This is a genomic window from Streptomyces sp. NRRL F-2580 (assembly GCF_000720115.1).
Classification (GTDB): Bacteria; Actinomycetota; Actinomycetes; order Streptomycetales; family Streptomycetaceae; genus Streptomyces.
Genome location: NZ_JOIR01000032.1, coordinates 22,583 through 38,008, shown reverse-complemented (window position 1 = coordinate 38,008; position 15,426 = coordinate 22,583). Strand labels below are relative to the sequence as shown.

At 70.8% G+C, this 15,426-nt stretch carries 15 protein-coding genes and 1 riboswitch; of the genes, 8 read left to right on the top strand and 7 right to left on the bottom strand.

All coding sequences use genetic code 11. The features are described from left to right. Position 1: 1 nt before the first annotated feature. Genes IF88_RS0129060 through IF88_RS42410 form a run of 4 tightly spaced genes read left to right on the top strand, consistent with a single transcriptional unit; the run spans position 2 to position 2,923 of the window. On the top strand, positions 2 to 955 hold the full coding sequence (locus IF88_RS0129060) for an aromatase/cyclase (protein WP_030718882.1): 954 nt from the start codon (positions 2 to 4) through the stop codon (positions 953 to 955). Beyond that, a complete protein-coding gene (locus IF88_RS0129055; RefSeq protein ID WP_051837735.1) occupies positions 952 to 1,851 on the top strand; it encodes an alpha/beta fold hydrolase in 900 nt (299 codons plus the stop codon). The genes IF88_RS0129060 and IF88_RS0129055 overlap by 4 nt, the downstream gene beginning before the upstream one ends. A 35-nt stretch (positions 1,852 to 1,886) precedes the next feature. Continuing rightward, positions 1,887 to 2,066, top strand: coding sequence for a hypothetical protein (locus IF88_RS0129050; RefSeq protein WP_158754625.1), 180 nt, complete (start codon positions 1,887 to 1,889; stop codon positions 2,064 to 2,066). Then, positions 2,063 to 2,923: a 4'-phosphopantetheinyl transferase family protein gene (locus tag IF88_RS42410; RefSeq protein WP_030718877.1), complete on the top strand. Its 861-nt coding sequence runs from the start codon at positions 2,063 to 2,065 to the stop codon at positions 2,921 to 2,923. The genes IF88_RS0129050 and IF88_RS42410 overlap by 4 nt, the downstream gene beginning before the upstream one ends. Before the next feature lie 379 nt (positions 2,924 to 3,302). On the opposite strand, the gene groL is transcribed toward IF88_RS42410, so the two are convergent. From groL to thrC, 4 genes are all read right to left on the bottom strand, one after another. Beyond that, positions 3,303 to 4,925 (bottom strand): chaperonin GroEL, encoded by a 1,623-nt coding sequence (gene groL / locus IF88_RS0129040; protein ID WP_030718875.1) that lies wholly within the window; start codon positions 4,923 to 4,925, stop codon positions 3,303 to 3,305. A gap of 327 nt (positions 4,926 to 5,252) precedes the next feature. After that, positions 5,253 to 5,459 (bottom strand): cold-shock protein, encoded by a 207-nt coding sequence (locus IF88_RS0129035; RefSeq protein WP_030009783.1) that lies wholly within the window; start codon positions 5,457 to 5,459, stop codon positions 5,253 to 5,255. 425 nt (positions 5,460 to 5,884) lie between these two features. Next, a complete protein-coding gene (locus IF88_RS0129030; protein ID WP_030718872.1) occupies positions 5,885 to 6,163 on the bottom strand; it encodes a MoaD/ThiS family protein in 279 nt (92 codons plus the stop codon). Between the two features lie 37 nt (positions 6,164 to 6,200). After that, complete coding sequence (thrC, locus tag IF88_RS0129025) at positions 6,201 to 7,475, bottom strand: threonine synthase (RefSeq protein ID WP_037807409.1); 1,275 nt, start codon at positions 7,473 to 7,475, stop codon at positions 6,201 to 6,203. A 17-nt stretch (positions 7,476 to 7,492) separates the two neighbouring features. After that, positions 7,493 to 7,651: riboswitch (SAM riboswitch) on the bottom strand. Between the two features lie 184 nt (positions 7,652 to 7,835). Between thrC and IF88_RS0129020 the strand changes: the two genes are divergently transcribed. Both IF88_RS0129020 and IF88_RS0129015 read left to right on the top strand, forming a co-directional pair. Beyond that, complete coding sequence (locus IF88_RS0129020; protein ID WP_030718867.1) at positions 7,836 to 8,813, top strand: glucosyl-3-phosphoglycerate synthase; 978 nt, start codon at positions 7,836 to 7,838, stop codon at positions 8,811 to 8,813. A gap of 49 nt (positions 8,814 to 8,862) precedes the next feature. Beyond that, the gene (locus IF88_RS0129015) at positions 8,863 to 10,326 is read left to right on the top strand and encodes an alpha,alpha-trehalose-phosphate synthase (UDP-forming) (RefSeq protein ID WP_030718864.1); all 1,464 of its coding nucleotides are present in this window, start codon (positions 8,863 to 8,865) and stop codon (positions 10,324 to 10,326) included. A gap of 156 nt (positions 10,327 to 10,482) precedes the next feature. On the opposite strand, the gene otsB is transcribed toward IF88_RS0129015, so the two are convergent. From otsB to IF88_RS0129000, 3 genes are all read right to left on the bottom strand, one after another. Continuing rightward, positions 10,483 to 11,331 (bottom strand): trehalose-phosphatase, encoded by an 849-nt coding sequence (gene otsB / locus IF88_RS0129010; protein WP_030718860.1) that lies wholly within the window; start codon positions 11,329 to 11,331, stop codon positions 10,483 to 10,485. Between the two features lie 147 nt (positions 11,332 to 11,478). After that, a complete protein-coding gene (locus tag IF88_RS0129005) occupies positions 11,479 to 11,715 on the bottom strand; it encodes a DUF3263 domain-containing protein (protein ID WP_030031449.1) in 237 nt (78 codons plus the stop codon). 47 nt (positions 11,716 to 11,762) lie between these two features. Beyond that, positions 11,763 to 13,049, bottom strand: coding sequence for an extracellular solute-binding protein (locus IF88_RS0129000; protein ID WP_030718856.1), 1,287 nt, complete (start codon positions 13,047 to 13,049; stop codon positions 11,763 to 11,765). 191 nt (positions 13,050 to 13,240) lie between these two features. Here IF88_RS0129000 and IF88_RS0128995 point away from each other — a divergent pair, with 191 nt between their 5' ends. Then, on the top strand, positions 13,241 to 14,173 hold the full coding sequence (locus tag IF88_RS0128995) for an ROK family protein (protein WP_030718852.1): 933 nt from the start codon (positions 13,241 to 13,243) through the stop codon (positions 14,171 to 14,173). Further along, positions 14,173 to 15,336 carry an N-acetylglucosamine-6-phosphate deacetylase gene (nagA, locus tag IF88_RS0128990; protein ID WP_030718850.1) on the top strand — a complete coding sequence of 388 codons (1,164 nt, stop codon included), beginning with the start codon at positions 14,173 to 14,175 and terminating at the stop codon, positions 15,334 to 15,336. Before IF88_RS0128995 ends, nagA begins: the two co-directional genes overlap by 1 nt. The last annotated feature ends 90 nt before the right edge of the window (positions 15,337 to 15,426 follow it).

Here is a 15,426-nt window from a genome sequence, read left to right as displayed (position 1 = left end):
CATGCCGTCCGAACTGCGTACATCCGAGCACGAAATCAAGATCGCGGGACCGGCCGAGAACGTCTACCGCTTGCTGGCGCAGGCGGAGAACTGGCCGCAGCTGTTTCCGCCCAGCATCTACGTCGACCATGTGGAGCGCGGCGAGCGCGAAGAACGCATCCGCATCTGGGCGACGGCGGGCGACACCGTCAAGGGCTGGACCTCGCACCGCACCCTGGACCCGGACCAGCTCCGCATCGGCTTCCGGCAGGAGGTCAGCACGCATCCCGTGGCCACCATGGGCGGAACCTGGCAGCTGGAGGCTCTCCCTTCCGGAGAGACCCTGGTGCGCCTGAGCCACGACTTCCGGGCGGCCGACGACGACAGCCTGACCTGGCTCGAGGAGGTCGTGGACCGCAACTCCCGCTCCGAACTCGACTCTCTCAAGGCACTGGCCGAGTCGAGGAGCGCCGCCACTGACGAACTGACCTGCTCCTTCGAGGACACGGTGCAGATCAAGGGCGCGGCTCAGGACGTGTACGACTTCATCTACGAAGCGAACCTGTGGACCGACCGGCTGCCCCACGTGATCACGGTGCGCCTGGACGAGCCGACACCGGGGTTGCAGACCCTGGAGATGGACACGCAGTCCAAGGACGGCAGCATCCACACCACCAAGTCGCACCGCGTGGGACTGGCTCCCCACCGGATCGCTTACAAGCAGACCACGCTGCCCGCGCTGATCACTCTGCACACGGGTCACTGGACCTTCACGCCGAACGACGACGGCATCGCGGCGTCCTCGCAGCACACCTTCACGGTCAACACGGACAACATCGCCAAGGTGCTCGGAGCGGACGCGACGGTGCAGGACGCGATCGCATACGTACGCACCGCGCTCAGCACCAACAGCAAGGTGACCCTCGGCATCGCGAAGGAGTACGCGGAAGGACTCGCCGGGGAAGGCCGTTCATGACCACGGCGCCCGTTGCCCCGCCCCCAGGGCGGTCCATCGACCAACGGCACATCACGCTGGACGCGGACGGCATCATGCTGTCCGCCCGGCTCGCCCAGCCGGTGCACGTCCCGCCGAGGGCCACGGTCGTCGCCCTGCACGGGGCGGGGATGAGCGCCGGGTACTTCGACGGACCGGCACACCCGGAGACCTCGCTCCTGACGGTCGCCGCAGAACTGGGCTTCACAGTGGTGGCCATCGACCGCCCCGGATACGGCCGGTCGGCCGCCCAGCTCCCCTACGGGCAGGGGGTCGTGGCGCAGTCCCACACCCTGGCCGCGGCGCTGCGCCGGCTGGTGGGCCAGTACGAGACGGGCGCGGGCATCTTCCTGATGGGGCACTCCTTCGGGAGCAAGCCGGCGTTGCAGATCGCGGCGGACGGCACGGTCCCCGAGCTCATCGGCCTCGACCTGTCCGGCTGCGGCGCCGAATACCTGATTCCCCCCACCACACCGGCCACCCGCGCCGGAAGCTGGAAGCTCAACTGGGGCCCCTTACGCCTGTACCCCCCGGGGACGTTCCAGTCCAGCGTCGGCGTCGTCGCTCCGGCACCGGAACGTGAACTGGCTGACGCCGCTCAGTGGCCGACGGCGTTCGCAGCACTCGCGGAGCGCATACGCGTTCCGGTCCGGTTCACCTTCGCCGAGCACGAGGCGTGGTGGCGCCGCGACCACCAGGCGCTCACACGGTTGCGGAGCCGGCTGGTCTCGGCGCCCCGGGTCCTGATCGACCACCAGCCCGGCGCAGGCCACAACATCAGCCTCGGCTGGGCGGCACGGGCGTACCACCTGCGGGCTCTCGGCTTCGCGGAGGAGTGCCTGCGGCGGCAGTCACCGGAAACGGGACAACACACATGACCCGGGGACTCGTCGGTGAAGGAGACCTCCTCACCGTGAGCACGCCCCCTCCCTCTCGCGCGGAGGAGGAACACCCCCTGGTCGCGGTACTGAACATCTTCGCCCCCGGCATCAGGAACGCTCTCGGAAGTACGGAACGGGAAACGGAGGAAGACGCGCGCTTCATTCCGTACGACGCGGTGGCCCGGCGCCTGGCACGACTGGGGCTGTCATGACCGCGAGGGCAAGGCCGAGCCGGTCGCCGGAGAGCCTCTTCCTCGCCTGCGACCTGCAGGCGCCGGGGGCCGAGGCAGCGGCCCGAGCGGCACTGCGCCACCTTTCCCCCGACGACCAGGAGCGCGTGGCACGCCTGCGCCGCCCCGCCGATCGGACGCGCTCGGTGCTGGCCCGCCGACTGGCCCTCCAAGCCGCAGGCCGGCTTCTCGGCGTCCCGTGGACCGGACTCCAGCTCGGGCGTCATCGCGATGGGCGCCCGTACGTGAAGACGCAGCCGCACCTGTTCGTGAGCATGGCGCACAGTGGCCGCTACGCGGTGGCCGCCGCGGCACTCGGCGCGCGGGCAGGGGTGGACGTGGAGGAGATCTCGCGCGTGTCCGGGCTGCCGGACAGTGCCTTCCTCACTCCTGCCGAGATCTCCGCCCTGCCCTCGGCAGGGCGCGCCGCGGAGCACAGGGCGGCGCTGTGGGTGATGAAGGAAGCCGCGATGAAACTGACGGGCGAGGGCATGCGCGCGGGCATGAAGCGCGTCGGCTTCCGCCGGCAGGGAGATCCGCGGATTCCCTTTTCCGCGCACACGCCCTACACCGCCGGCGAGTTCAATGTCTGCCGTCTCCCCGGTGGGTACGTCTGCGCAATGGGAGTTTCGGCGGGTGTACCACCCGCGGCTCCGACGGTCCTTGCCGTCGGCCCTCGAACACGGACGGAAACAGAGAGGACCGACTTCTCCGTGCACCCCTTCCAAGAACACGGCACCGCGTCACCGGCCGCACACCGAGCGGAACAGGACGAGGAGGTGGAGGTGGAGGTGGAGGTGGAGGAGGCTGAATCTCACATCTGGCTCAGCGTCAACTGAGTACGGCCACAGCCACAGCCACAGCCACGGCCACGGCCACAGCCACGGCCACGGGCACGGGCACCCCATGAGACCGGTCAGGGCGAGCGAGCAGCTGCTCTGACCACACCGCCCCGACGGCTCGCGCGTTCGTCATCTGCCGTGCCCTTCTCGCCACAACGGCGGGGAAGGCACGGCATTCCTCCTGGTACAAGCGGTATGCGTGTGGTGATCCCCCGGCCACGGCTGCACGCTGCACCGGGATGGGACGCATGCGCAGGCCGTCGGGGCCCACGGATTTTCTGACGCCTCCCGGAACGCCCGAGGGCGGCACCCCCGTGGGGGTGCCGCCCTCGTTCGAGAACAGCCGATCAACCTTCGGGCCGGAGCCGGGGGTCGATCAGAAGTCCATGTCACCGCCCGGCATGCCGCCCGGGGCGCCGGCGCCGGCCTTCTCGGGCTTGTCGGCGATGACGGCCTCGGTGGTCAGGAACAGCGCGGCGATGGACGCGGCGTTCTGCAGGGCGGAGCGCGTGACCTTCGCCGGGTCGATGATGCCCTCGGCGATCATGTCGACGTACTCGCCGGTCGCGGCGTTCAGGCCGTGACCGATCGGAAGGTTGCGCACCTTCTCGACGACGACGCCACCCTCGAGACCACCGTTGACGGCGATCTGCTTCAGCGGGGCCTCCAGGGCGAGCTTCACGGCGTTGGCGCCGGTCGCCTCGTCACCCTCGAGCTCCAGCTTCTCGAAGACCGCGGAGGCCTGGAGCAGGGCCACGCCACCACCGGCGACGATGCCCTCCTCGACGGCCGCCTTCGCGTTGCGAACGGCGTCCTCGATGCGGTGCTTGCGCTCCTTGAGCTCGACCTCGGTCGCGGCGCCGGCCTTGATGACGGCCACGCCGCCGGCCAGCTTCGCGAGGCGCTCCTGGAGCTTCTCGCGGTCGTAGTCCGAGTCGGAGTTCTCGATCTCGGCGCGGATCTGGTTCACGCGACCGGCGACCTGGTCGCTGTCACCGGCACCGTCGACGATGGTGGTCTCGTCCTTGGTGATGACGACCTTGCGGGCGCGGCCGAGCAGGTCGAGACCGGCGTTCTCCAGCTTGAGGCCGACCTCCTCGGAGATGACCGTGCCGCCCGTGAGGATGGCGATGTCACCGAGCATGGCCTTGCGGCGGTCGCCGAAGCCCGGGGCCTTGACGGCGACGGACTTGAAGGTGCCGCGGATCTTGTTGACGACGAGCGTGGAGAGCGCCTCGCCCTCGACGTCCTCGGCGATGATCAGCAGCGGCTTGCCGGACTGCATGACCTTCTCCAGGAGCGGCAGCAGGTCCTTGACCGAGCCGATCTTGGAGTTGACGATCAGGATGTACGGGTCGTCGAGGGACGACTCCATGCGCTCCATGTCGGTGGCGAAGTACGCCGAGATGTAGCCCTTGTCGAAGCGCATGCCCTCGGTGAGCTCGAGCTCCAGACCGAAGGTCTGCGACTCCTCGACGGTGATGACGCCTTCCTTGCCGACCTTGTCCATGGCCTCGGCGATGAGCTCGCCGATCTGGGTGTCGGCGGCGGAGATGGAGGCCGTCGAAGCGATCTGCTCCTTGGTCTCGACGTCCTTGGCCTGGGCGAGCAGGGCGGCGGAGACGGCCTCGACGGCCTTCTCGATACCACGCTTGAGGGCCATCGGGTTGGCGCCGGCGGCGACGTTGCGCAGGCCCTCGCGGACGAGCGCCTGGGCCAGCACGGTGGCGGTGGTCGTACCGTCGCCCGCGACGTCGTCCGTCTTCTTGGCGACTTCCTTGACCAGCTCGGCGCCGATCTTCTCGAACGGGTCCTCGAGCTCGATCTCCTTGGCGATGGAGACACCATCGTTGGTGATCGTGGGGGCGCCCCACTTCTTCTCAAGGACGACGTTGCGACCCTTGGGGCCAAGGGTGACCTTGACGGCGTCGGCGAGCTGGTTCATCCCACGCTCGAGGCCGCGGCGGGCCTCCTCGTCGAACGCAATGATCTTGGCCATCTGAAGTGGTCCTCCCGGACAGCGGTGGATTGCTCCCAGGACCGCGCCCGCGCCCGCGACGGACGGCCTGCGTGCCCGGCGGTTCCTTCCCGCCGGACCCTGCGGGCCTCACCGACCCGGTCCTCGTTTCAGTAGCACTCTCACGTGGAGAGTGCTAACGCCAATGATTAGCACTCGACCCCTCCGAGTGCAAGCGGCTTCGCGCATCGCCCCGCTACTACCGGGCACACGGACGAGGGGCCCCCATCCCGTGTCCAGGATGTGGGCCCCTCGTGGTGTTCCAGGTCTTCGCTGAAGACTGTGCGTCGGTGGTCGATCGCGCCAGGACTAGCCGAGTGCGAGTTTGACCATGTCCGCCTGCGGACCCTTCTGGCCCTGCGAGATCTCGAACTCGACCCGCTGACCCTCTTCAAGGGTGCGGTACCCGTCCATCTGGATGGCGCTGTAGTGGACGAACACATCCGCACCACCGTCGACCGCGATGAAGCCGTAGCCCTTCTCCGCGTTGAACCACTTGACGGTGCCCTGAGCCATGCCTAACTCCCCTATTACTGGCCCTTGCGCAGGAACGCACTTCACGATCCCGGGTCAGAACTTGCGTCGGAACGCGTCGACCGAGGCTGAATGTATCTGCGCGGATGCTGTCTGCAACAGGTCAATCCGATGAGAATTCTGGACACCGAGAAACATTGAAATAGAGTGAAAATTTGCCATACTCCCGGGCAACTCGGGCCTGACATATCTCGCCAAAGCCCCATACCGCACTCGCATGTTGGCCCGATGTCGACCCTTGCGCGGCCCGTTCATATGCAGGGGGCAAGAACAGCGGAGGGGACTTCCCCAACCCTACCGCGCCCAATCAAGCAGAATTGCCCCCTCCGCTTTTGCGGAGGGGGCAATTTCGGTTTGCGCGTGTCACCTGGGCGGTGACCCGGAGGAACCGGGAGAGATCCGGGGAATCAGCAGCCGCCCGCGACGGCCGGGATGATCGAGACGCCGGCGCCGTCCGGCGTCTTCGCCTCCAGCCCGCCCTCGAAGCGCACGTCGTCGTCGTTGACGTAGACGTTCACGAAACGGCGCAGCTTGCCCTGGTCGTCCAGGACGCGCGCGGCGATGCCCGGGTGGCTCGCCTCCAGGGACTGGATGACCTCGGCGAGGGTCGCGCCCTCGGCGGGCACCTCGGCCTGACCGCCGGTGTAGGTGCGCAGGATGGTGGGGATGCGGACGTTGACGCTCATGGCGCTACTGCCTTTCCGGTAGAGCAGGAGGGTGTGGTCAGGCCAGGCCGGCGGCGCGGAACGCGTCCAGGCTCGGGCGGATGGTGGCGGTCTGCCCGCTCTCCGCGGCCACCGCCTCCAGGGTCTTGAGACCGTCGCCGGTGTTGAGGACGACGGTGGTCAGCGTCGGGTCGAGCTGCCCGTTCTCGATGAGCTTCTTCGTCACGCCGACGGTCACGCCGCCCGCGGTCTCGGCGAAGATGCCCTCCGTCTGCGCGAGGATCTTGATGGCCTCGACGACCTGCTCGTCGTTCACGTCCTCGACGTAACCGCCGGTGCGCCGCGCGATGTCCAGGACGTACGGGCCGTCCGCCGGGTTGCCGATCGCGAGGGACTTGGCGATGGTGTTCGGCTTCTGCGGGCGGACCACGTCGTGACCGGCCTTGAAGGCGGTCGACACCGGGGAGCAGCCCTCGGCCTGGGCGCCGAAGATCTTGTACGGCTTGTCCTCGACGAGGCCGAGCTTGATCAGCTCCTGCAGACCCTTGTCGATCTTCGTCAGCTGCGAGCCGGACGCGATCGGGATCACGAGCTGGTCGGGCAACTGCCAGCCGAGCTGCTCGCAGATCTCGTAGGCGAGGGTCTTGGAGCCCTCTCCGTAGTACGGGCGCAGGTTGACGTTGACGAAGCCCCAGCCCTCGCCCAGCGGGTCGCCGATGAGCTCGGAGCAGAAGCGGTTGACGTCGTCGTAGTTGCCCTCGATGCCGACCAGGTCGCCGCCGTACACACCGGCCATGACGACCTTGCCCTGCTCCAGGTCGTGCGGGATGAACACGCAGGAGCGGAAGCCGGCCCGGGCGGCCGCGGCGCCGACGGCGCCGGCCAGGTTGCCGGTGGAGGAGCAGGAGAGGGTGGTGAAGCCGAAGGCGCGGGCGGCCTCGACGGCGATGGCCACGACGCGGTCCTTGAAGGAGTGCGTCGGGTTGCCGGAGTCGTCCTTGACGTAGAGCTTGCCGGTGACCCCGAGCTCCTTGGCCAGGTTGGCGGCGTCCACGAGCTTGGTGAAGCCGGGGTTCAGGCTCGGCTTGGAGGCCACGTCCGCGGGGACGGGCAGCAGCGGCGCGTAACGCCAGATGTTGTTGGGGCCGGCCTCGATCGCGGCGCGCAGGGCCTCGGGGTCATCTGTCGGGAGGTCGTAGGCGACTTCCAGAGGGCCGAAGCACTCGGCGCACGCGAAGATGGGGCCGAGCTCGAAGCGGGTGCCGCACTCGCGACAGGAAAGACCATTGGCAGGTCCGAGGTCGACAGAGGTGGCGACAGTCTGTGCAGCCATGATGGCGAGGCCCTTTCTCCTCATCTTCCCCATGGCGCACTTCGCCATGAGACGGAATTGGCACCTTCCCTAGCCGGGGACCTCGCTGACGTCGCTGCTGTGCGCGATCGCGAGAACCGACTGGAGGGTTGCCGGGGCTTCAACGGGCCGTGTCCCTCTGCCCCTCTGGATGAGCGGTATGGCACCGGCACACGCGCTCTGTGGCGCGCCGGTGCGTTTGTACGCGGGGCCCCCGGCATGCGGTGGCCCTTCGCGTTGTTCAAGACTGTAACCGAAGGGCCGGGCGGTTGAGACAGCCGTCCGAACCGCGAGATGGATCTCAAAACGGCCGATAACGCCGACACGCAGGGAGTGCTGAGGGTGCTGGAAGAGGTGGAGCGCTGGCTGGCAGACCGCTCCTGGTCAGCCGCCGACCGACCGCTCGACCAGCTGCTCGACCGGAAACGGGCGGCCGGGACCACGGTCAGCGTGGTGCTGCCCGCGCTGGACGAGGAGGCGACGGTCGGCGCGATCGTCGAGGTCATCCGGCGCGATCTGATCGAGGGACTGCCGTTCCCCCTGGTGGACGAGCTGATCGTCATCGACTCGGGCTCGACCGACCGTACGGCGGAGGTCGCGGCGAAGGCCGGCGCCCGGGTGGTGCACCGCGACGAGATCCTGCCGAGGCTCCCGGCGCTGCCCGGCAAGGGCGAGGTGCTGTGGCGTTCCCTGCTGGCCACCAGCGGGGACATCGTCTGCTTCGTCGACGCCGACCTGCGGGACTTCTCCTCCACCTTCGTCTCGGGGATCGTGGGACCACTGCTGACCGAACCGGACGTGCAGTTCGTCAAGGCCATGTACGACCGCCCGCTCGGTGACGCCCCCGGTCAGGGCGGCCGGGTCACGGAACTGGTGGCCCGCCCCCTCCTCAACCTGCACTGGCCGCGGCTGGCCGGCTTCGTCCAGCCGCTGGGCGGCGAGTACGCCGTACGCCGCTCCCTGCTGGAGCGGCTGCCGTTCCCCGTCGGGTACGGCGTCGAGCTGGGCCTGCTGGTCGACGCGCTGCACACGGTCGGCCTGGACGCGCTCGCCCAGGTGGACGTCGGCGTACGCGTCCACCGCCACCAGGACGGGCAGGCGCTGGGCCGGATGGCCGCCGCGATCTACCGCACGGCCCTGCTGCGGCTGTCCCGCGGGCACTCCCCCAGCTACCGCTGGGGGCACCCCCAGGTCCGGCCGGAGCTGACGCAGTTCGAGCGGGGGCCGGAAGGGTTCGTACCGCGAACGTACGCGGTGGACACCGAGGAGCGGCCGCCGATGCTGGGCATCGAGGAGTACGCGCTGCGCCGCGTGGCGTGACGTCGGCCTGGAAAGTTTGAGCGAGTCCGGGCCGGGCTAGGTTCGCCGCATGGCTTCTCAGGTACTCGTAGCCGCGAACCGCGGCCCTCTCTCGTACACGATCGACGCCGAAGGCGGTCTCAGCGCCCGGCGCGGCGGGGGCGGACTCGTCTCCGGCCTCTCCGCGGCCCTCGCGGAGCAACCGGGGGCGCTGTGGATCTGCGCGGCGCTGTCGGAGGCGGACCGGGAGGCGGTCCGCCGGGGGGTGTCCGAGCCGGGCGTCCGGATGCTGGACATCGATCCCACGGTGTACGACGCGGCCTACAACGGCATCGCCAACTCTGTGCTGTGGTTCACGCACCACCACCTGTACGACATCCCGCGCGAGCCGGTCTTCGACGCGGAGTTCCGGCGGCGGTGGCAGGCGTACGTCGAGTACAACGAGGCCTTCGCGCGCGCCCTCGCCCAGGAGGCGGCGGAAGGGGCCCGCGTCCTGGTGCAGGACTACCACCTGGCGCTGGTCCCCGGTCAGTTGCGGGCGCTGCGGCCGGACCTGCGGATCGGGCACTTCACGCACACGCCGTGGGCGTCGTGGGAGTTCATGAGCATGATCCCGGACGACATCCAGAGCCAGCTGGTGTGGGGGATGCTCGGCGCGGACCGGCTGGGCTTCCACACGGCGAGGTGGGCGGGCAACTTCGCCGGCGGCGCGAGCAGGGACGACCTGGACGGCGTCGCGCAGGCGCACTTCCCGGCCGGGCACCCGGAGCGCGGGGTGTGGCACCGCCGGGCGGACCCGGACGGGCGCGGCTACGCGAAGCGCCGGTTCACCGAGGTGACCGCGTACCCCCTCGGGGTGGACGCGGACGAACTGCGGGCGCTGGCGCACCGGCCGGAGGTCGACGAGAAGCTGGCGCAGCTGCGGGCGGAGGTCGGCGGCCTGAAGACGATCGCCCGGGTGGACCGGACCGAGCTGTCGAAGAACATCCTGCGGGGGCTGCTGGCGTACCGGGAGCTGCTGACGGTCCACCCCGAGTGGCGGGGCCGGGTCGTCCACCTGGCCTCGGCGTACCCGTCACGGCAGGACCTGGCGGTGTACCGGGCGTACACGGAGTCGGTGCGGGAGCTGGCGGCGGAGATCAACGAGGAGTTCGGCACGGCGGACTGGCAGCCGGTGCTGGTGTCGGTGCAGGACGACTTCGCGCGGTCGCTGGCGGTGTACCGGATGGCGGACGTGGCGCTGGTGAACCCGGTGCGGGACGGGATGAACCTGGTGGCGAAGGAGATCCCGGTGGTGTCGGAGGCGGGGTGCGCACTGGTGCTGTCCACCGGGGCGGGGGCGTACGAGGAGCTCCGGGCGGACGCGCTGACGGTGAACCCGTACGACGTGTCGGCGACGGCGGAGGCGTTGCACGCGGCGCTGTCCATGCCGGACGCCGAGCGTGCGGAGCGCACGAAGCGCCTGGCCGCCGCCGCCACCGCCCTCCCCCCGGCCGCCTGGTTCGCCGCCCAACTGGCCGACCTGCTGCCGTGACCCCTGCGGGGCTGCACCGCCGTCGCCGTACTGCGCCCGCGGCCCGTCTGCTGGGGCTCCGCCCCAGACCCCGCGCCTCGATCGCCGGCGGGGCTGGAATTTCCGGCCCCGCCGGCGATCGAGGCGGGGGCCGGCCCCCGCAGCGGCACGGCGTGGTCAGGCTCCGACGGCCTTGGCCAGGGCGGCCAGGAAGGCGACGACGTCGCCCGGTCCGGCCAGGACCACGTCGGCTCGGGCGGCGAGCTCGGGGACCTCGGCCGAGCCGCTGCAGACGAGCAGGCCCGGGAGCCCCTCGGCGCGGCGTTTCTCGACGGCCGAGTACGCCGCCAGGTCACCCAGGTCGTCGCCCGCGTACAGCACCGCCTCCGCGTCCCGCTCCGCGAGGAACTCCGTGAGGGCGACGCCCTTGTCCATGCCCGGGGGGCGGAGCTCCAGGACCGCGCGGCCCGGCTCCACCATCAGCCCGTGCCGCGCGGCCAGCTCGGCCAGGGGTTCGCGCAGGGCCGCGAAGGCCGCCGCGGGGTCCGCGGCCCTCCGGGTGTGCACGGCCAGCGCCCGGCCCTTCTCCTCGATCCAGGTGCCCTGCCAGGCCCCGATCGAGTCCAGGAACCCCGGCAGCTCCGCCCGTACCGCCGCCACCCCGGGGTGCTCGGCCGGGGCGTGGACGATGCCGGTGACGGCGTCCCAGCGCTCCGCGCCGTAGTGGCCGAGGACGACGAGGTGTTCCAGTCCGGGGACCCCCGCGAAGCCTCCGTAGCGGACGGCGACGCCCGCCGGCCGGCCGGTGATCACGGCCACCGAGGCGACCTCGGGGGCGAGCGCGGAGAGGGCCGGGACGGCTCCGGGGTGGGCTCTGGCCTGGTCCGGGTCCGGGACGATGTCGGCGAGGGTGCCGTCGAAGTCCAGGGCGACCACGGACCGGCGGGGTGCGCGGAGCAGGGCTTCGAGTCCCTCGCGTCCGGCTGCGGTGACGGGCATCGGCAGGTCGTGCGGGTGGCTCCCCATACGCACGACCCTAACGGCCCAGCGCGGCGACGGCTACGGCACGGGCGGGGCCCGTCGCCCGGCCCGCCGCAGGGCGCGTCGCCGAGCCCGTCGCCCGGCCCGCCCCAGGGCGCCTCACCGAGCCCGTCGCCCGGCCTTTCGCCGGAGCTACCGCCGGGCCCGCTGGGCCTCGCGGATCCGCCGGAGCCGGTTGACCGTGCCCGGTGCGTGGGCCAGGGCCCGCGGGTCGTCCATCAGCGCGTTGAGCAGCTGGTAGTAGCGGACGGGCGTCATCCCCAGCCCTTCCCGGATGGCCCGTTCCTTGGCTCCGGGCCCGGGCCAGGTGCGTCCCTCGTACGCGAGCACCGCGGCCTCCGTGGCCGTCAGCTGCCCCTCGTCCGTCATACCGCCAGATTAACGCCGCCGTCTGACACCCCGCCCGCCGCCACCGTTCAGCGCGGGTCCGAGGCCCGCGCCGCCGTGGCGATCTCCTCCAGCACCTTCGCCGGCTGCCCGCCGGGCTGGACGGTCTTGCCGATGTTCTGCTTGATGTCCTCGCTGACGCCGGCCCAGGACTTCTTGCCGACCGGGTACAGCCGTGAGCCGGGCAGCGCCGTCAGGAAGGGCTTCAGCTGCGGCGCCGAGCCGCCGGTGGCGCCCTGCTTGGCCAGGTAGCCGCTGGTGGTGGCCGGGAGCAGGTCGTACATGTCCGTGAAGGCCGTCACGTTCTTCGGCTCGTACAGGTAGTCGAGGAACTTCCCGGACTGCGTGCGGTGGCCGTTCTTGAAGGCCATGACCCAGTCGGCGACGCCCATGGCCGGCTCTGCGGACCCGGTGGCCGTGGGCAGCGGGACCATGCCGAACTTCACGCCCTTGGCCTCGGCCTGCTTCATCAGCGACGGGTGTCCGTTGAGCATGCCGACCTCGCCCTTGGTGAAGCCGTCGAAGGCGGCCTGCCGGTCCAGCTTCCCCGGCTCGACGGGGCCGGTCAGCCCCTGCCCGACCATCTTGTCCCGCAGGAACTCCAGCGCCTTGACGTTGTCGGGGGAGTCGATCGAGTAGGACTCCTCGTTGTCGGTGTAGCCGCCGCCGCCCGCTAGCATCCACATCATCGTCTCGGCCTGCGCCTCCTCGCGGCCCAGCGGCAGCGCGAAGGGGGTGGGCACGCCCGCGCCCTTGAGCTTCTTGGCCGCCGCCTCCAGGTCCGCCCAGCTCTTCGGCTGCCAGCCGGCCTTGGCGTCCTTGCCGATCACGCCCGCGTCGGCGAGCAGCTTCTCGTTGTAGAAGAGCAGCCGGGTGCTGGAGACGAAGGGCAGGCCGTACTGGACCTGCTTGACCTTGCCCGCGTCCGCGAGGGGGGCGAGGAAGTCGGCCTCGGTCTTCACCGAGAGCAGCTCCGCCGCCGAGTACAGCTTGCCGGCGGCCGCGTAGTCGGCGTAGGCGCCGATCTGGGCGATGTCGGGGGCCTTGCCGGCCTTGACCATGTCGGCGACCTTGGCGTCGACCTCGGACCACGAGTAGACGGAGACCTCGACCTTGACGCCCGGGTTGGCCTTCTCGAAGCCCTTGGCGAGGCCCTTCCAGTACCCAGCCGAGGAGTTCTGCGGATTGTCCCCGTAGTCGGCCGCCACGACCCGCAGGGTCACGTCGTTGTCTCCGGTGACCCCGCCGAGGGCTCCGCAGCCCGTCAGCGTCACGGCAGTCAGGCACAGCGCGGCGCCGGACGCGGCCAGGCTCAGGTAACGGCCCTTCACAGTTCTCGATCCACCCCTTGTTGTACGTACGATCCACGTAAGGTCTACACCACTTTGGCGGCTCCTCCACATCGGGATCCCGACCGGGGTCCGGATTTTGTATGGCCACTCAACAATCCCCCTCAATGGACTAGACCTTTCCACGCCAAGCACGCGAGACTGTCCCTGTGAAACCCGTGAAACACGTCATCGCCCTCGATGTGGGCGGCACCGGGATGAAGGCCGCCCTCGTCTCCGACGACGGCACCCTGCTCCACGAAGCGCGCCGTGCCACCGGCCGCGAGCGGGGCCCCGACGCCGTCGTCGAGACGATCCAGGACTTCGCCGCCGAGCTGCTCGACACCGGCCGCGAACGCTTCGGGCGGCCCGCGTCGGCCGCCGGCGTCGCCGTCCCCGGCATCGTCGACGCCGACCACGGGATCGCCGTCTACGCGGCGAACCTGGGCTGGCGCGACGTACCGATGCGCGCCCTGCTCAGCGCCAGACTCGGCGGCATCCCGGTGGCCCTCGGCCACGACGTGCGCACGGGCGGACTCGCCGAGGGCCGCATCGGAGCCGGCCGCGGCGCCGACCGCTTCCTCTTCGTCCCCCTCGGCACCGGCATCGCCGGAGCCATCGGCATCGCCGGCCGCATCGAGGCCGGCGCCCACGGCTACGCGGGCGAGATCGGGCACATCGTGGTACGCCCGGGCGGCCCCGCCTGCGGCTGCGGCCAGCACGGCTGCCTGGAGACCCTCGCCTCGGCCGCCGCCGTCAGCCGCGCCTGGGCGGCCGCCTCCGGCGACCCCGGGGCCGACGCCGCGGACTGCGCCAAGGCCGTCGAAGCCGGCGACGCGCGCGCCCGCGAGGTCTGGCTGGCCGCCGTCGGCGCCCTCGCCGACGGGCTGGTCACCGCCATCACCCTGCTGGACCCGCGCACGCTGATCATCGGTGGCGGGCTGGCCGAGGCGGGGGAAACCTTGTTCACACCACTACGGACGGCGGTGGAGGAGCGCGTGACGTTCCAGCGGCTCCCCCACATCGTCCCGGCGGCCCTCGGGGACACCGCCGGATGCCTGGGCGCAGGGCTGCTCGCCTGGGACCTACTCGCCACGGAGGTACCTGCCTGATGTCCGCAAGCGCGCGCAGCACTGTTCTCTCCGGTGCCAGGGTGGTGCTGCCCACCGGAACCGTGGCGGGCGGCCGGGTCATCGTCGACGGCGACCGCATCGCCGGCAGCGCCCACGAGGGCTCGCGGACCGTGGACCTGTCCGGGCACTGGATCGTCCCCGGCTTCGTCGACATGCACAACCACGGCGGCGGCGGCGCCTCCTTCACCTCCGGCACCGCCGAGGACGTCCTCCAGGGCGTCCGCACCCACCGCGAGCACGGCACCACCACCCTCGTCGCCTCCACCGTCACCGGCGACCTGGACGAACTGGCCCGCCGCGCCGGACTGCTCGCCGAGCTCACCCGGCAGGGCGAGATCGCCGGCATCCACTTCGAGGGGCCGTTCATCAACCCCTGCCGCAAGGGCGCGCACAAGGAGGACCTGCTCCGCGACCCCGACCCGGCCGAGGTCCGCAAGCTGATCGACGCCGCGCACGGCACGGCCCGCATGTTCACCCTCGCCACCGAACTCCCGGGCGGCCTGGACTCCGTACGGCTGCTCGCCGAGCACGGGGTGATCGCCGCGATCGGGCACACGGACGCCACGTACGAGCAGACGCGCGCCGCCATCGACGCGGGCGCGACCGTGGCCACCCACCTCTTCAACGCGATGCCGCCCCTCGCGCACCGCGAGCCCGGCCCGATCGCCGCGCTGCTGGAGGACGAGCGGATCACCGTCGAGCTCATCAACGACGGCACCCACCTTCACCCGGCGGCCCTCGAACTGGCCTTCCACCACGCGGGCGCGCACCGCGTGGCGCTGATCACCGACGCGATGGACGCCGCCGGCTTCGGCGACGGGACCTACCACCTCGGCCCGCTGGAGGTCGAGGTCAAGGAGGGCGTGGCCCGGCTCGTGGAGGGCGGCTCCATCGCCGGCTCCACCCTGACCCTGGACACGGCCTTCAAGCGCTCGGTGACCCTCGACAAGCTGCCGGTGGAGTCCGTGGTCCAGGCGATCTCCGCCAACCCGGCCAAGCTCCTCGGCCTGTACGACGAGATCGGCTCGCTGGAGCCCGGCAAGTACGCGGACCTCGTCGTCCTGGACGCCGCCTTCGACGTCAGGGGCGTCATGCGGCGCGGCGAATGGGTCGTCAGCCCCCTCGCCGCGGCGGCGATCTGACGGCCAAGCGGCTGTAACGACGAAGGCGGTCGGCCCGAGGACTGGGCCGACCGCCTCGGGTTTGGCATGATCCCGGCAGCAACAGACCCG

Bases quoted from the DNA above. Each gene is read 5' to 3' on its own strand.
- IF88_RS0129060 (WP_030718882.1), top strand. From the start codon at position 2: ATGCCGTCCGAACTGCGTACATCCGAGCACGAAATCAAGATCGCGGGA.
- IF88_RS0129055 (WP_051837735.1), top strand. From the start codon at position 952: ATGACCACGGCGCCCGTTGCCCCGCCCCCAGGGCGGTCCATCGACCAA.
- IF88_RS42410 (WP_030718877.1), top strand. From the start codon at position 2,063: ATGACCGCGAGGGCAAGGCCGAGCCGGTCGCCGGAGAGCCTCTTCCTC.
- groL (WP_030718875.1), bottom strand. From the start codon at position 4,925: ATGGCCAAGATCATTGCGTTCGACGAGGAGGCCCGCCGCGGCCTCGAG.
- IF88_RS0129035 (WP_030009783.1), bottom strand. From the start codon at position 5,459: ATGGCTCAGGGCACCGTCAAGTGGTTCAACGCGGAGAAGGGCTACGGC.
- IF88_RS0129030 (WP_030718872.1), bottom strand. From the start codon at position 6,163: ATGAGCGTCAACGTCCGCATCCCCACCATCCTGCGCACCTACACCGGC.
- thrC (WP_037807409.1), bottom strand. From the start codon at position 7,475: ATGGCTGCACAGACTGTCGCCACCTCTGTCGACCTCGGACCTGCCAAT.
- IF88_RS0129015 (WP_030718864.1), top strand. From the start codon at position 8,863: ATGGCTTCTCAGGTACTCGTAGCCGCGAACCGCGGCCCTCTCTCGTAC.
- otsB (WP_030718860.1), bottom strand. From the start codon at position 11,331: ATGGGGAGCCACCCGCACGACCTGCCGATGCCCGTCACCGCAGCCGGA.
- IF88_RS0129005 (WP_030031449.1), bottom strand. From the start codon at position 11,715: ATGACGGACGAGGGGCAGCTGACGGCCACGGAGGCCGCGGTGCTCGCG.
- nagA (WP_030718850.1), top strand. From the start codon at position 14,173: ATGTCCGCAAGCGCGCGCAGCACTGTTCTCTCCGGTGCCAGGGTGGTG.